The organism is Acrocarpospora sp. B8E8 (assembly GCF_039871605.1).
Lineage (GTDB): Bacteria > Actinomycetota > Actinomycetes > Streptosporangiales > Streptosporangiaceae > Acrocarpospora > Acrocarpospora macrocephala.
In genome coordinates this window covers 64,821-79,295 of the sequence record NZ_JBDPLV010000031.1, presented here as the reverse complement: position 1 = coordinate 79,295, position 14,475 = coordinate 64,821, and the positions used below count along the sequence as shown (strand labels likewise).

Annotated in this window: 13 protein-coding genes; 7 read left to right on the top strand and 6 right to left on the bottom strand. The window is 71.4% G+C overall.

What is annotated here, in order from left to right; all coding sequences use genetic code 11:
- Positions 1 to 13: 13 nt before the first annotated feature.
- Complete coding sequence (locus ABGB08_RS27900; RefSeq protein ID WP_347595535.1) at positions 14 to 1,042, bottom strand: hypothetical protein; 1,029 nt, start codon at positions 1,040 to 1,042, stop codon at positions 14 to 16.
- Positions 1,043 to 1,172: 130 nt separating this feature from the next.
- Here ABGB08_RS27900 and ABGB08_RS27895 point away from each other — a divergent pair, with 130 nt between their 5' ends.
- The 5 genes from ABGB08_RS27895 (at position 1,173) to ABGB08_RS27875 (ending at position 5,622) form a co-directional block, all read left to right on the top strand.
- Entirely contained in the window at positions 1,173 to 1,670 is a 498-nt protein-coding gene (locus ABGB08_RS27895; protein WP_347595532.1) for a RidA family protein, read from the top strand.
- 152 nt (positions 1,671 to 1,822) lie between these two features.
- Positions 1,823 to 2,710, top strand: a complete 888-nt coding sequence (locus ABGB08_RS27890; RefSeq protein WP_347595529.1) for an ABC transporter permease — start codon at positions 1,823 to 1,825, stop codon at positions 2,708 to 2,710.
- Between the two features lie 4 nt (positions 2,711 to 2,714).
- A complete protein-coding gene (locus ABGB08_RS27885; RefSeq protein WP_347595526.1) occupies positions 2,715 to 3,557 on the top strand; it encodes an ABC transporter permease in 843 nt (280 codons plus the stop codon).
- Complete coding sequence (locus ABGB08_RS27880; RefSeq protein ID WP_347595523.1) at positions 3,554 to 4,615, top strand: ABC transporter ATP-binding protein; 1,062 nt, start codon at positions 3,554 to 3,556, stop codon at positions 4,613 to 4,615. The genes ABGB08_RS27885 and ABGB08_RS27880 overlap by 4 nt, the downstream gene beginning before the upstream one ends.
- A complete protein-coding gene (locus ABGB08_RS27875; RefSeq protein WP_347595520.1) occupies positions 4,612 to 5,622 on the top strand; it encodes a hypothetical protein in 1,011 nt (336 codons plus the stop codon). Before ABGB08_RS27880 ends, ABGB08_RS27875 begins: the two co-directional genes overlap by 4 nt.
- Here ABGB08_RS27875 and ABGB08_RS27870 read toward each other — a convergent pair whose 3' ends face one another.
- Entirely contained in the window at positions 5,623 to 7,920 is a 2,298-nt protein-coding gene (locus tag ABGB08_RS27870) for an ATP-binding protein (RefSeq protein WP_347595517.1), read from the bottom strand.
- A 157-nt stretch (positions 7,921 to 8,077) separates the two neighbouring features.
- On the opposite strand from ABGB08_RS27870, the gene ABGB08_RS27865 reads away from it, so the two are divergent.
- A complete protein-coding gene (locus ABGB08_RS27865; RefSeq protein ID WP_347595514.1) occupies positions 8,078 to 8,947 on the top strand; it encodes an aminoglycoside phosphotransferase family protein in 870 nt (289 codons plus the stop codon).
- 56 nt (positions 8,948 to 9,003) lie between these two features.
- On the opposite strand, the gene fusA is transcribed toward ABGB08_RS27865, so the two are convergent.
- Both fusA and ABGB08_RS27855 read right to left on the bottom strand, forming a co-directional pair.
- Entirely contained in the window at positions 9,004 to 11,055 is a 2,052-nt protein-coding gene (gene fusA, locus ABGB08_RS27860) for an elongation factor G (RefSeq protein ID WP_347595511.1), read from the bottom strand.
- A 337-nt stretch (positions 11,056 to 11,392) separates the two neighbouring features.
- Positions 11,393 to 11,527 (bottom strand): hypothetical protein, encoded by a 135-nt coding sequence (locus ABGB08_RS27855; RefSeq protein WP_347595508.1) that lies wholly within the window; start codon positions 11,525 to 11,527, stop codon positions 11,393 to 11,395.
- A 333-nt stretch (positions 11,528 to 11,860) separates the two neighbouring features.
- Between ABGB08_RS27855 and ABGB08_RS27850 the strand changes: the two genes are divergently transcribed.
- Positions 11,861 to 12,388 carry an RICIN domain-containing protein gene (locus ABGB08_RS27850; protein ID WP_347595505.1) on the top strand — a complete coding sequence of 176 codons (528 nt, stop codon included), beginning with the start codon at positions 11,861 to 11,863 and terminating at the stop codon, positions 12,386 to 12,388.
- 57 nt (positions 12,389 to 12,445) lie between these two features.
- Here ABGB08_RS27850 and ABGB08_RS27845 read toward each other — a convergent pair whose 3' ends face one another.
- Together ABGB08_RS27845 and ABGB08_RS27840 are read right to left on the bottom strand one after the other, a co-directional pair.
- The gene (locus ABGB08_RS27845; protein WP_347595502.1) at positions 12,446 to 13,282 is read right to left on the bottom strand and encodes a universal stress protein; all 837 of its coding nucleotides are present in this window, start codon (positions 13,280 to 13,282) and stop codon (positions 12,446 to 12,448) included.
- Between the two features lie 92 nt (positions 13,283 to 13,374).
- Positions 13,375 to 14,361 (bottom strand): nitroreductase family protein, encoded by a 987-nt coding sequence (locus ABGB08_RS27840; protein ID WP_347595499.1) that lies wholly within the window; start codon positions 14,359 to 14,361, stop codon positions 13,375 to 13,377.
- Positions 14,362 to 14,475: the final 114 nt, after the last annotated feature.

The following is a 14,475-nucleotide window of genomic DNA, read 5'->3' as shown; positions in this document are numbered from 1 at the left end:
TGAATCCGCGACGTCAGCCGCCGAACAGCGCCCGGCGGGGATTGTCCACGGTGAACTTGCGGATCAGGCCGGGGTCGAGGCCGCGGGCCACGGCCAGCGGGAAGAAGTCGGTGAACAGGAAGGCGTAGCCGGGGCCGCCCTTGAGGTGCAGGTGCGAGCGGGCGCAGACGTCCTGGGAGAGGAGGATCCGGTCCTCGTATCCGGCGTCGACCAGCTGGAGCAGGTAGGAGATGCGCCGTTCCAGCTCCGGCATGACCAGGTGCCCGCCGATCCGGCAGGTCATCAGGCAGTCGTACTGGACGAAGACGCCCCGGCGGGCGAGTTCGAGCGAGTAGCGGATGTGCTTGACCGTGTCGGCGTGCCCGATGACGATCCGCTCCGGCGGCACGCCCTCCTCGGTCAGGATGTCGAGCTGGGCCAGGCCGACGGGGTGGGTCGGCGCGTGGGTGCTGATCATGACGCCGGTCTCCCGCGCGGCCCGTCCCGCGGCGCGGAAGGAGCGCTCCTCGGCCGTGGTGACGTAGGCGTGGTCGGCGGCGATCTCGCCCAGGAAGCCCGCGCGCACCCCGGTGCCCGGGATCTCGTCGACGAGGTCGCGGATCAGGAAGTCCGCGAGCCGGTTGGTCGGGGTACTCTCGAACCACTGTCTGTGCAGGTAGCTGTCGTGGTAGTGGCCGGTGCCGAGCACCACGGCGAGCCCGACGGTCTCGGCCATCGCCTTGGTGGCCAGCACATTGGCGGGCGACCGCGAGCCGGTGACCGGGTCCTGGTGCGGGCTGATCGCCGGGCCCTCCTCCTCGCCCCAGAAGAGCGGGGCGGCGAGTTCGCTCAGCTCGCCGTTGGTGACGTCGAGGATGGTGGTGCCCCCGGCCTCGGCGTACCGGCGCAGTTCGGCTTCCTGCTCCTCCCAGACGTTGAGCAGGCCGTCCCTGGGGGCGGTCCGCAGCATGTTGATGAAGACGTGCTCGTGCGGCAGGGTCACGCCGAGTTCGGCGGGGCCGATCGGCCCCGTCACGCTGTTGACGCTGGTGAGCGCAGCCATGCGATACCTCCGGTCGGGCTGAGAAGGGGGTGGCGCGGGGGCTTCGCTGCCAAAGAGTCCGAATTATGGATTCCCAATCGCCAACTTGGGATCCAATAATAGGGGTTCCGTCCATTTTCGGAGGAGTGCTGTGACCGATTCGACCCCAGAGCAGCGGGCAGCCGAGCTCGGGCTCGCCATCCCCGACTACGCCGACCCGCCGTACGGCCGGCGCTACGGCGCCGTGAAGGCGTTCCACCGGTCCGGGCGCCTGGTCCTGCTCGGCGGGATCACCTCGGAGTCACGGGACGGCGAACGCCTCCACCCGGGCGTGCTCGGCGCCGGCCTGACCGTCGAGCAGGGCTACGCCGCCGCCCGGCAGGCGGCCGTGAACTGCCTCGGCATGGTCAGGTACGCCATCGGCTCCCTGGACGAGGTGACCGCCATCCCCCGGGTCCAGGTGTTCGTCGCCGCCGTGCCGGAGTTCGAGGAGCACCACCTGGTCGCGGCCGGCATGTCCGATCTGTTCCTGGAGGTGTTCGGCCCCGAGATCGGCACGACCGCCCGTGCCACCATGGGCGTGACCGGCCTCTCCCGGCGCAACTCCGTCGAGCTGTGGCCGACCTTCGAGAGCCGGGACGCGGTGTGACGAGGCCGAGCTGTAACACAGCCGATACGCACGCCCAGTAGCTTCGGATCCGACATCCATGTTTTTGGATCCCCAATCATCGTGACTCGCTAAGGAGAACGCGTAGTGACCCCATACCGCAAGCGATCACACGCGACGCCCGGCGGGTCGCGGTGAGCACCACGACCGGCGAACTCGCTCCCCCGGAACGCGCCGCCCCGGCGGACCGGCACGAACCGGGGCGCAACCGCGCGGAGGCCCGCTGGTTGCTCTGGCCGCCGCTGGCCTTCTTCGCGGTCGCCCTCGGGGTGCCGCTGGCCGCCCTGGTCATCCGGGCCCTCGACAACGAGACCGGCGGCAACAGCTTCACCGCCGCCCTGACGATGCCCGTCTTCCTGGACTCGCTGGCCAGGACCCTGCTGATGGCGCTCGTCGTCACGGCGCTGACCGTCCTGCTCGGCACCGTCTACGCGACCGCCGTCGCCGTCTCGCCGGGCTGGCTGAAGTTTCTGCTCGTCGCGGCGCTGCTGCTCTCGCTGTGGACCTCGATCATGGTCAGGACCTTCGGCTGGATGCTGCTCGAACTGCCGCGCGGCGCGATCTTCTGGCTTGGGGACATGCTCGGGCTGATGGACGAGCCGCTCGGGGTCTACCAGACGGCCATCGCCATGTATCCCGCGATGGTCGCCGTGATGCTGCCGTTCGCCGTGCTCCCCATCGCCTCCGCCCTCGCCGCCATCGACCGCGAGCAGCTCAACGCCGCCGCGGTCTTCGGCTCAGGACCGCTGCTCACCTTCCGCGCCGTCATCCGCCCCGCCATCACCCCCGCGATGATCAGCGGCGGCGTCCTCGTCTTCGTCATGGCGCTCGGCTTCTACGTCACCCCGCTCCTGCTCGGCGGCCCCACCAACATGACCGTCTCCGGCGTCATCTCCGGCCAGCTGCGCACCGCCGGCCGCCCCGACCTCGGCGCCGCGATGAGCATCCTGCTGGTCGGCGGCACCATCGCGATCTACCTGGTCGCCGACCGCCTGTTCAAGGTCAGCGAGAAGTGGGGCTGACCCGATGAACGACCGTTCACTGCTCCGCGCCATCGGCTGGTACCGGGCGCCTGTCATCGCCGTCGGGCTGCTGGCGAGCCTGCTGTTCTTCGTCCCGTTCCTGGTGGTCGTCGCCACCTCGTGGACGTCCGGCTCGTTCATCCTCTTCCCGCCGACCGGGTTCTCCCTCCAGTGGTACGCGACGGTGCTCACCGACCGCCAGTGGCTGAACTCGTTCTGGCTGTCGGTCGTGGTGGCGGTGATCGCCACGGCGGCCTCCGTGGTGCTCGGCACCCTCGGCGCGCTCGGCCTCACCCGGGTCCGATCCCGCGCGCTCCAGCGGTGGGTGCGCACCCTGTTCATCGCGCCGATCGCGCTGCCCCCCATCGCGTACGCGGTCGGGCTCTGGTCGGTCGACCGGCAGCTGCCGTTCCTCGACGACACCCTGGTCAGCCTGGTGCTCGGGGAGACCCTGCTCGCGGTGCCGTACGTGTTCGCGCTGGTGTCGAGCGCGCTCGCGGGCGGCGACCCGTCGCTGCGGCCGGCGGCGAGCACCCTCGGCGCGTCCTGGCCCATGATCCTCTGGCGGATCGAGCTGCCGCCGCTGCTGCCCAGCATCCTCGGCGGCGCCCTGTTCGCCTTCACCGTCGTGTTCGACGAGGTCGTCCTCTCCGTACTGCTCCTGCCCCCGGGCACCCAGACCCTGCCCCTGAAGATGTTCACGGCCTCCCAGGAGGCGTTCTCCCCCGAGCTCACCGCGGCCTCGACGATGGTCTCGCTGCTGGCCATCGTCGTCCTCGGCGGCGCCCAGCTCGGGTCCAACCGGCGCAACCGAGCCGCCCGGCTCCGGCGAAAGGCATCGGCATGACCGTCGCTCTCTCCATCCAGGACGTTCACGTCACCCTCGGCCAGAACCACGTGCTCAAAGGCGTCAGCCTCGACGCCCGGCCCGGCGAGTTCGTCACCCTGCTCGGCGCGAGCGGCAGCGGCAAGTCGACGCTGCTCAACGTCATCGCCGGCCTGCAGGGCATCGACCGGGGCCACGTCGCGTTCGACGGGACCAACGTGGAGAAACGCCCGCCGCGCAAACGCGGCGTCGGAGTCGTCTTCCAGTCCTACGCGCTCTTCCCGCACATGACGGTCGGCGAGAACGTCGCCTTCCCGCTGCGCGCCGCCCGCCGCCCCGCCGCGGAGCGGGCCAGGGTCGCCCGCGAGATGCTCGAACTGGTCCAGCTCGGCGAGCTGATCGACCGGCGGCCCGCCCAGCTCTCGGGCGGCCAGCGGCAGCGCGTCGCGCTGGCCCGCGCCCTCGCCGCCAGCCCCGGCATCCTCCTGCTCGACGAGCCGATGGCCGCGCTCGACAAGCAGCTCCGCGAGCAGATGCAGGTGGAGGTGACCCGCATCCAGCGGCAGGTGGGCATCACCACGGTCTCGGTCACCCACGACCAGGCCGAGGCGATGACCATGTCGGACCGGGTGGCCGTGATGCGGGACGGCTGTTTCGTCCAGATCGACACGCCGGAGAACATCTACCGCGAACCGGCCACCGAGTACGTCGCCCGCTTCGTCGGCGAGGCCAACCTGTTCCCCGCGCGCGGCGGCGAACTGCTCCCGGACGGCGTCACCGACGGCCGCACCGGCACCGCCGTCATCCGCCCCGAGGACCTGCGGGTCCTGACCGGGACAGAACCGGCCGGGGCGTGGTCGGTCTCCGGGGTGGTCCGGCTGCTCAGCTTCCAGGGCTCGCGGTTCCGGCTCGAGGTCGTCAGCGACACCGGCCGGCGCGTCGTGTGCTCGCTGCCCCCGCAGACGGACGCCGCCGCCCTCCTGGACGGCACCCGGGTCCGGCTCGGCTGCGCCCACCCCGACCGGGTGCACGTCATCGCCGCGACGGCGGACGACGCGCAGGAACTGGTCGTCGCGTGATCGAGACAGTGCTCGGGCCCGTCCCCGCCGAGGCGCTCGGCACCGTCGACATGCACGAGCATCTGCTCCTGGACGCGAGCGGCCTGCGCCGGGACGGGGTGGCCGAGCCGGCCCCGGAGCACGCGGACGTGCGCCCGGAGGTGCTCGGCTACCTGCGCTGGAACGCGCTCGCCCTGGCCGACAACCTGCGGCTGGACTGCGCGGACACCGCGGTCGAGGAGCTCGTCCTGGCCCGCGCCGCCGGTGTCGGCACCGTCGTGGAGGCCACCAGCGTCGGCCTGGGACCCGGGCACGACCGCCTGCCGGAGCTCGCCCGCCGCTCCGGGGTCCACGTCGTGGCCGCGTACGGGATCTACCTGTCCTCGGTGCTGCCCGAATGGGCCGCGGCGCTCGACGAGACCGCGCTCGAGGAACACCTGACCGGCGCCCTTGAGGACCACGTCCCGGGCACCGGCTACCGCGCGGGCCTCCTCGGCATCATAGGCACCACCGGCACCGTCACCGGCGTCGAACGCGCCCGGCTCCGCGCCGCGGCCCGGGCGGCGGCCCGGACCGGAGCCGCCGTCACCGTCCGGCTCGACCCGGACAACCGATCCGGAGTCGACGTCGTCGAGCTCCTCACCGGGCAGGGGACGGCGGCGGACAAGGTGCTCTTCACCAACTGCGACGAGTTCCTGGACGCGCCGTACCTCGCCGAGCTGTCCGCCGCCGGAGCGACACTCGAAATGTGCTTCGGCACCGAATTCCAGCACCTCGGCCGGGTGGAGAACCCGTCGGACCGGGAACGGCTGGACTTCCTCGTGCGCTTCCTCGACGCGTACCCGGCGAGCCGGTGGGTGATCGGCGGATCCACCTGGACCAAGATCCAGCTCACCCGCTACGGCGGCGGCGGGCTCGCCCATCCCCTCGGCCGGATGGTGCCCGAACTCGCCCGCCGCGGCATCCCGGCGGAGACGATCGCCGCCATGACGGTACGGGAGCCCGCCCGGCTGCTCGACCGATCCTGACTAGGACAGCGGGAGGCGGAGCACGAAGCGGGCGCCGTGCGCGGGCGCCTCTTCGACGTGGAGGGTGCCGTGGTGGGCGTGGGCGATGTCCCGGGAGATGGCCAGGCCGAGGCCGGAACCGCCTTGGTTGCGGCTGCGGGCCGTGTCCAGGCGGGCGAAGCGCTCGAAGATGTGGTCGCGTTCGGCCTCCGGCACCCCTGGGCCGTCGTCGGTGACGGTGAGTTCGGCCCGGTCGCCGACGCGGTGGACACCCACGGTGACGCCGCTGGCGGCGTGGCGGTGGGCGTTGTCGAGCAGGTTGTGCAGCAGGCGGACGATCTGGATGGGTACGGCGTCGACCATCACCCCATCCCGCAGGTCGAGCCGGATGGGATGGCTGTCGCCGGTGCGGCGGGCGGTCTCGGTCTCGGCCAGCCGGGCCAGGTCGACGTGCTCCAGCGCGCTGGCCGGCATGACCCCGATCTTGGCCAGCAGGAGCAGGTCGGTGACGAGGGCCTGCAGCCGGTCCACATCGCCCAGCGCGTGGTCGAGCAGCTCGCCCAGGTCGGTCTCGCCGGGATGGAGCTGGGCTTCTTCCAGCTGGGCCCGCAGCCCGGCCAGGGGGGTGCGCAGTTCGTGGGAGGCGTCGGTGGTGAAGCGCCGCTGGCTCTCCAGCGACTGTTTCAACGACTCGGCGGCGCGTTCCAGCTCCAGCGACATCGTGTGCTCGCGGGTGTAGCGGCGGGCGTTGTCCATGCACACCGCCGCGCGGCTGACCAGTTCGGCGGCCAGGGTCACGTCGTCGTCCTCGAACGGGCCGGTGTGCTGGGCGCGGTAGAAGCTGACCACCCCGAGGGTGACGCCGCGGGCCTGCATCGGCACCGCGAGGAGCGAGTGCACGCCCTGCTCGCACACCTTCTGGCCGCGCTCGGGATCCTGTGCCATCCAGCCGAACACGGTTTCCAGCGCCGGTTCGAGCACCGGCTGCCCGGTGGCCAGGCAGCGCGCGTGCGGGGTGGACGGCAGCGGGTGGATGAGCGAGCCGATCCCGTACAGGGAGGATCCCGGCCGGACGGCGGCCAGGGCGATGCGGAACAGCCCGGCGTCCGGGGCGGACGGCTCGCGGCCGCGCGGCACCCAGGCGGGCACGTCGACGGCGGCGTAGTCGGCGAACCGCGGGACCGCGATCTCGGTGAGTTCCTCGGCGGTCCTGGTCACCTCCAGGGTGGTGCCGATCCGCGCGCCGGCCTCACACAGCAGGCCGAGCCGTTCCCGTGCCTGCAAAGCCAGCCGCCCGATGCCCGGCTCGCTCACGGCCAGCAGCCATCCCTCGGTAGCGGCCAGGGGGGCGCAGACGGTTGGAGTGGCTGCTTTCAGCACGGCGGCGGGTGCCGACCGGCCGATCAGCGCCGGCGACCCGGCCCTGGGCTCGCCGGACGCCACGTGCCCGGCCGGGCTGCCGTCGATGACGGCCTCCACGGCGATGCCGCTCCCCCCGGCGAGATCGTCGACAGAACGGCAGCGCAGCGTGGCGGCCCGGCCCCCCGACAGCTGCACCATCGCCACGCCCACATGGCCGATGGAGATCAGCTCCGTGGCCTTCTCCAGCAGGCGCAGCCGATCGTGCGTGGGCAGCAGGTCGACGGGTACGACACCCGCCCGATGCGTGGCGTCGAGGAATGCCCGCAGCAGCGCACGCTCCCGTTCTGATGTCTGTTCGAACAGGCGTCGTTCGATGCGGACCGCCGCCTCGGTGACCAGGCCGAGCATCGCCGGGTCTGCGTCCCGGTCCAGGCACGTCAGATCCAGTATGCCCAGGATGCGGCCGCTGATCGGGTCGCGGATGGGAGCGCCGGCGCACGCCAGCAGCCGCAGGGATTCCGCGAAATGCTCCCGCCCCCGGATGAGGGCCGGACGACGCTCGACCAGCGCGGTGCCGGTGCCATTGGTGCCGATGATCTGCTCGGCGCACCCGAAACCGGGCAGGGCCGGCAGGTCGTCGAGCAATCTGAGGATTTCCGGTTCCCCGCCGCTGCGCCGCAGGATCCTCGCCTTCTCGTCGAAGAGGAGCGCGCTGACCTTGATGCCGGAGAGCTGGGATTCGAGCTGATCGAGCACGGGCCGGGCGGCACGGACGAGCCTGCCGTCCATGTCAACGTCTGGGTGGTACACGTAGGGCGCGCGCTCAGGAGAGAGGCCCAGGCTCCGGCACCGCTGCCATGATGTCAGCACCTGTTCGCGCACGCCGCTCTCAACGGTTTCGTCGGCGAAGAAGCGCTCACGAGCAGCGGCGATGTCTCCTTCGCTGACAGCCACCATTGACGGTTCCTCCTGAAAATTGCCACTCCTATCCACTCTGCGCAGCCAATTCCAATGCTTCTGCCTAAAACTGTTAAATATTCTGTTGATTTCAACAGGTGACCTGCATGGTCCAGTTGGCCGGGGAACCCGCAGCCGCCGTATTAAAGTCGCGGGCATGCAAGACGTTCATGACGTTGTGGGCGCGCACCTGCCCGGCTATCGGATCGCGTCGGTGGTGCTCCTCGGCGAGGGGGAGGACAACATCGCGTACGAGGTCAACGGTGAGTTGATCGTGCGCTTCGCCAAGGAGTCCGATCCGGAGGAGCGGGCCACGCGAGTGACGGACGAGGCTCGCCTTCTGTCGGCCGTGGCCGGGATTTCCCCGCTGCCCGTGCCCGAGCCGAGCTTCACGGTCGCGGAACTAGGCTGCCTGGCCTACTTCAAACTCCCCGGCCTGCCCCTGATCGACGTGCCCGCGGCGCAACAACCGGCCAACGGCATCGCGGGCGCGCTGGGCGAACTCCTCGCCGCGCTGCATCATCTTCCAGCCGAGCGCATGGCTGACCTGGTATCCACTGATGACCAGCCGAAACAGTTGTGGCTCAGCGAGGCCGTGGACACCTATTCCGTGGCCGCAGAGAGAATACCGGCAGCGCATCGCCCCGCCGTGGAGGCCTTCCTTGACGCGCCGCCACCTGCTGACGAATACGCACAGGTGTTCTCCCACAACGACCTGGGAATCGAACACGTTCTCGTCGACCCCGCCACCTGGACGGTGACCGGCGTCATCGACTGGAGCGACGCCGCGATCGTCGATCCGGCCTATGACTTCGGCCTCCTCTACCGCGATCTCGGCCCGGCGGCCTTACACCAGGCGTTGAACGCCTACCGAACCGACATCCACGACGTGGACGCGATCAGCGCGCGCGCGGTCTTCTACGCCAGGTGCAGCGTCCTGGAGGACATGGCCTACGGCATCGGGACGGGACAGGAGAAGTATCTCGAAAAGAGCCTCACCGCACTGAAGTGGCTGTACCCAGCGTAGTCAGCGATCAGATCTGGGGTGATGGCTCCCGGCCGGTGTGGCCGGGAGCCATCGTTCTATCGGGCTGTCGAAGGTACGCCCGGGGCGGGGGCGTAGCCGGCGGGCCGGGTGGTGAAGGCGCCCCGGCCCTGGGTCCGGCTGCGGAGCCGGGTCGCGTAGCCGAACAGGCCGGCCAGGGGGACGGTCGCGGTGATCACCACGGTGTCGGCCCTGACGGTCGAGTCGGAGACGCGGCCGCGCCGGGCGGACAGGTCACCCAGCACGCCGCCGACGGCGTCCGCGGGGACGGTGACCAGCACCTCGGCCATCGGCTCCAGGAGGACCATCAGGCTGGCCCGCAGCGCCTCCCGCAGCGCGAGGCGGCCGGCGATGCGGAACGCCAGTTCCGAGGAGTCCTTCGGATGGGTGGCCCCGTCGGTGAGCGTGACCCGCACGCCCGTCACCGGGTGACCGCCCAGGGGCCCCTCGGCCAGCGCGTCCCGGCAGCCGGCCTCCACCGCTCCGACATACTCCCGTGGCACCCGCCCGCCCACGACGGCCGAGTGGAACACGAAATCCGTTCCCGGGGCCGGCTCCACGTCGAGGACGACGTGGGCGAACTGACCTGCCCCTCCGTCCTGCTTGACGTGCCGGTACAGCAACCCGGACACGCCACGGGCGACCGTCTCCCGGTAGGCCACCCTCGGCCGGCCGACGCTGACGTCCAGCCCGTGATCGCGACGGACCTTCTCCACCGCCACCTCCAGATGCAGCTCGCCCATCCCGGACAGCACCGTCTGACCGGTCTCCCGATCGGCCCGGACCGCCAGCGAGGGATCTTCCTCGACCAGCCGGGCCAGCGCGGACCCGAACCTGTCGGCGTCGATCCTCCGGCGGGCTTCGACCGCCACGGAGACCACCCGATCGGCCACCGCGGCCGATTCGAACAGGAGCGGCGCGGCGGGGTCGCACAGGCTGGCCCCGGCGGCGGCCGCCTTCAGCCCGGCCACCGCGACGATGTCCCCGGCCACCGCCACCGCCACCTCCGTGTGCCGGTCGGCCCGCACCCGCAGGATCCGGCCGATCCGCTCGGTACGGCGAGCGCCCACGTCAAGCACCGTGTCCCCCCGCCGAAGCGTCCCCGAATACACCCGCAGGCAGGTCAGCCGCCCCGAGGCGGTCGAGTTCACCTTGAAGACGAGCCCGGCGAACGGCGCCTCCGGGTCGGCGGCCCGCTCCCCCGCCTCGCCGTCCAGCGTGCCCCGCACCGGCGGCACGTCCAGCGGCGACGGCAGGTAGGCCCCGATGGCGTCCAGCAGCGGTTCGATCCCGCGGTTGCGGTAGGCGGAACCGCACAGCACCACCACGCCCTCACCGGAACAGGTCAGGTCGCGCAGCGCGGCCGTCAGCGTCGGGGCCGAGATGGCCGACTCCGCGCAGAACTCCTCCAGCGCGAGCGGATGCCGTTCGGCCACCGCCTCCTGGAGCAGCCGGGCGCGCCGGCGCGCCTCGTCCAGGAGCGCCTCGGGCACGGGGCCTTCCTCGGCCGTGTCGTCGCCGTCCGACCAGATCAGGGATCGCATCCGCACCAGGTCCACCACTCCGGTGAACCCGGCCTCCCGGCCGATGGGCAGCTGGATCACCAGCGGGGTCGCGTGCAGTCGGGCGCGGATCGACTCGGCCACCGCGTCGACGTCGGCGCCGGGCCGGTCCAGCTTGTTGACGAAGGCGATCCGCGGCACGCCGTACCGGTCGGCCTGGCGCCACACCGACTCGGTCTGCGGTTCGACTCCGGCGACCCCGTCGAACACGACGACCGCCCCGTCGAGCACCCGCAGGGAGCGCTCCACCTCATGGGAGAAGTCGACGTGGCCCGGGGTGTCGATCAGGTTGATCTGGCGGCCGTCCCAGGCGCAGCTCACCGCCGCGGCGAAGATGGTGATCCCCCGGTCGCGCTCCTGCGGGTCGAAGTCGGTGACGGTCGTGCCGTCGTGGACCTCGCCGCGCTTGTAGGTGACGCCGGTGGCGTACAGGATGCGTTCGGTGACGGTCGTCTTGCCCGCGTCGACGTGGGCGAGGATGCCGAGATTGCGAACGCCGGCCAGCGTCTCGTTCAGGTTGGTACGCATGCCCATGGGCCCTTCGATGATCCGGAAAAGGACAGCGCGAATCCCGGACGAAACAGGGACAGGGATAGGTCAGCTGTTCGTCGCGGACGTCCAGCGCGGGCCGCGCAGCCGGCGCCGGGACGGCGAAGACACCAGGATCACCTCGTACCGTGACGAGGGAACGACGGCGACGCGATGACGCATGGCCGCCTCCCCTCCGTCACCAAGGCCGCGCCGCAGGGGGCGGCGCTCAATTCGCGGCGAGCCTACCGAAGCGGCCGTCCGCGGCAAACAGGTTTAACGAGCCATCAGGGAGAGACAGGCCCGCACTCGTGCCCGGGGATTGGCCGGGAGGCGCTCATCTGCGCGCAGCAGCCGGTGCGGGTTGGAGGGGCCGGGTGGCCCCGGCGATGAGGAGGGCCACCCCTTGCAGCGCGGCGACGACGAGGAGGGCGCGGAGCACCGTGACATGGTCGCCGAGCAAGCCGATCATCGGCGTCCGGTGAAGGCGGCCAGCTTGCCGACGGTAGAGATGACGGTGACCCGGGCGGTGGCGTGGCGGGGGTCGCGGTGAGCGACACCACCCGCGGGCAGCGGCGTTGAAACCGCGCCGCGAGCTCCGGCGGGACGTTGACCAGGACCGCGCCGGCCGTCGCCTGCTCGTCGACACCACCAGCACGAGGCGGCCGCACCGCACACTAGACGCGAGAGCGCTCTCAGCAAAAGCGCGCGAGGTTCCGCCGAGTTGAGTAGGAGTCGACTCACGCCACACCGGGCGGGCTCCCCGGATCCTGGAAAAAATCCCACCAGCTCTCGGGAGCTCAAGATGGATCGTTCCACCGTACTCAAACTCTCCGTGGCCGCGCTGGCGCTGGGCCTGACCGCGATCGCGGCTCCGGCGCAGGCCGCCGCCGACACCAGGCAGGTGATGCTCGTCAACGTCGAGACCGGCAAGTGCCTCACCATCGCGGGCGGGGTCAGCACCGCGAACAACGTCCACGCCGTCCAGTACACCTGCGACACCCACCCCTCCCGCCGCTGGACGCTGAGGTCGGGCGTCGGCGGCGGACTGCGCGTCAAGAACGTCCAGACCGGCAAGTGCCTGACCATCGCGGGTGGCGTCAGCAAGGCGAACAACGTCACGGCCCTGCAGTACAACTGTGACACCCACCGGTCGCGGTCGTGGACCCTCACCGAGGACGGCACGACCGGCAACTACTGGATCAAGAATGTCGGGACCGGCAAGTGCGTGACCATCGCCGGTGGCGTCAGCAAGGCGAACAACGTCGAAGCGCTGCAGTACACCTGCGACAGCCACCCCTCCCGCCGCTGGCACCTCGTCTACGTGACGTGAGCTAACACTTTCCCGGCGGATCGTCACCAGCCGGTGGCGATCCGCTCGCGGATCCGGTCAGGGTGCGATCCGGACGACCGCCACCGGGCAGGGGGCGTGGTGCAGCATGGCCTGGCTGACCGAGCCGAGGAGCATGCCCGCCAGGACCCCGTGCCCGTGCGAGCCGACGACGAGCAGGTCCGCGCCGTCGGCCGCGTGCCGCAGGGCGTCGACCGGGTGCCCGTGCACGACGTCCATCGACACCCGCACGTCCGGGCTGGTCTCCCGCCATCCGGCCAGGACCTCGGCCAGCGCGCGCCGGCTGCCCTCGGGCTCGCCGTCGACGTCTGGCCGCAGGAGGTCGTGCCAGTCCCAGGCCAGCACGGCGCGCAGGCCGGCGCCGCGCAGGGCCGCCTCCTTGAAGGCGAACTCCAGGACGGCGGACTGGGCGTCCGAGCCGTCCACGCCGACCACGATCTCCGGCCGGGGCGGCGACTGCCGCTTGCGGACCACGACCACGTCGCAGGCCGCGTGGCCGGCCACGCCGTACGCCACGGAGCCGATCAGCTTGCCGCGCAGGGCACCGAGCCCGGAGTCCCCGACGACCAGCAGATCGGCGTGGCGCGACTCCTCGATGAGGACCAGCCGGGCGTCACCGCCCGCCAGCTTCGTGTCGACGTTCACCTTCGCCTCGGCGCGCCGCGCCGCCGCGGCGGCCTCGGCGAGCGCGGCGTTCCCCCCGTCACGCATCCAGGCCCCGACGCCGCTGTACGGCCCCGCGGCCCCCCGATCGAGGCACCAGGCGGGCACCGCGCTCACCACCCGGAGCGGCACGTCACGCAGCACGGCTTCGTGCGCCGCCCACTCCACCGCCTCCACACCGGCCCGCATGCCGTCCACTCCGGCGACGATCACGATGTCCTCCCACTGGGTCTACGCATGCCTTCATGATCGCCGATCGGCGCTCGGAAGGGCAGGGCCGATGGACCCGAGATGGGCAGGACCTCCTACCCGGGGCTGCCGCCCTCGTCGAGAACGTCCGCCAGCGGGCGCCGGACCCCCCGGGTCCTCGAGGTGGGATAGCCCAGCCGCATCACCATCTGCGGGAACTCCCCCGAGCAGAGCTGCGCCCGGATGAAGTCCCGCAGCTGCGGGTGTTCCAGCGCCTGGGTGTGGAAGGCGGCGGCGACACCCGCGGCCGCGGCGTGCAGGAGCACCGCCTGGAGCGCCTGCCCGGCCCGCAGCCAATCCGCGCGCGTGTCGCTCCTGGTGGTCAGCAGCGCCACCACCCCGGTGTCCGTGGCCATGGGCTGATCATCGGGTTTGCCCCAGCCCTGCCCGCGCGCGTAGTCGCGCTGGGCGAAGTGCGGATGTGTCCGGCGGGCCTCCTGCGGGTAGGCGTCCGCTGGCACGCCGTCGCGATACTTGCTTCCCGGTGGCCGCCCCCAGCGGATCATCTCCAGGCTGAAGTCCCGATCCTGGGCCTGAACCTCCTGAGCCGCTGTGGTGAGCGCCGCGACAACCCGGATCGCCGCCTCCGCCCCGACGGGAGTCAGCCGGGCGCCTTCCCGTTCCGCCTCCCCCACCAGCGCGTCCAGCAGGTGCTCCGGCACCCGCCGGCCGGAGAAGCCCGCCCGATGGGTACGCCGCCGGGGGATCTCCGACCGGATCACCTCGGTGTGCTCGTCCACCGCCTCGGCCGGCCCTATCCGTACGGTGGCCAGCAGCGCCGGACGGTCAGGATCGGGGAGTGTCCGCACCAGCGGCTCGTAGCCGAGGGCGCGTATCGCCGTCCTGACGTTGAACAGCGCGGCCCCGCAGCTCAGCAGGAGTTCCCTGCCCTCCGGATCGGCCGCGCGCAACCGCCGGTCGACATCGGCGCGGAGACTGATCTCGTCTCCGGCGATGGCGAACGACCACGGCTGGCTGTTGTGCACCGACGGCGCCCACCCCGCCGCCTCCACCACGGCTTCCAGATCCTCTCGCGTACGCATTCCACGCCACCTCCCTCTCCAGTCCAATGACCCGGGCGGCACCGGGTAAGGGCCGAAGGTCCCCCATTGGCGGGACGGTGGGCTCCAATAGTCTGCTTACCGATATATTCTGGA

Excerpts from the sequence above, each read along its gene's own strand:
- ABGB08_RS27900 (WP_347595535.1), bottom strand. The coding sequence starts at position 1,042 with ATGGCTGCGCTCACCAGCGTCAACAGCGTGACGGGGCCGATCGGCCCC.
- ABGB08_RS27885 (WP_347595526.1), top strand. The coding sequence starts at position 2,715 with ATGAACGACCGTTCACTGCTCCGCGCCATCGGCTGGTACCGGGCGCCT.
- ABGB08_RS27880 (WP_347595523.1), top strand. The coding sequence starts at position 3,554 with ATGACCGTCGCTCTCTCCATCCAGGACGTTCACGTCACCCTCGGCCAG.
- ABGB08_RS27870 (WP_347595517.1), bottom strand. The coding sequence starts at position 7,920 with ATGGTGGCTGTCAGCGAAGGAGACATCGCCGCTGCTCGTGAGCGCTTC.
- ABGB08_RS27865 (WP_347595514.1), top strand. The coding sequence starts at position 8,078 with ATGCAAGACGTTCATGACGTTGTGGGCGCGCACCTGCCCGGCTATCGG.
- fusA (WP_347595511.1), bottom strand. The coding sequence starts at position 11,055 with ATGCGTACCAACCTGAACGAGACGCTGGCCGGCGTTCGCAATCTCGGC.
- ABGB08_RS27855 (WP_347595508.1), bottom strand. The coding sequence starts at position 11,527 with ATGATCGGCTTGCTCGGCGACCATGTCACGGTGCTCCGCGCCCTCCTC.
- ABGB08_RS27850 (WP_347595505.1), top strand. The coding sequence starts at position 11,861 with ATGGATCGTTCCACCGTACTCAAACTCTCCGTGGCCGCGCTGGCGCTG.
- ABGB08_RS27840 (WP_347595499.1), bottom strand. The coding sequence starts at position 14,361 with ATGCGTACGCGAGAGGATCTGGAAGCCGTGGTGGAGGCGGCGGGGTGG.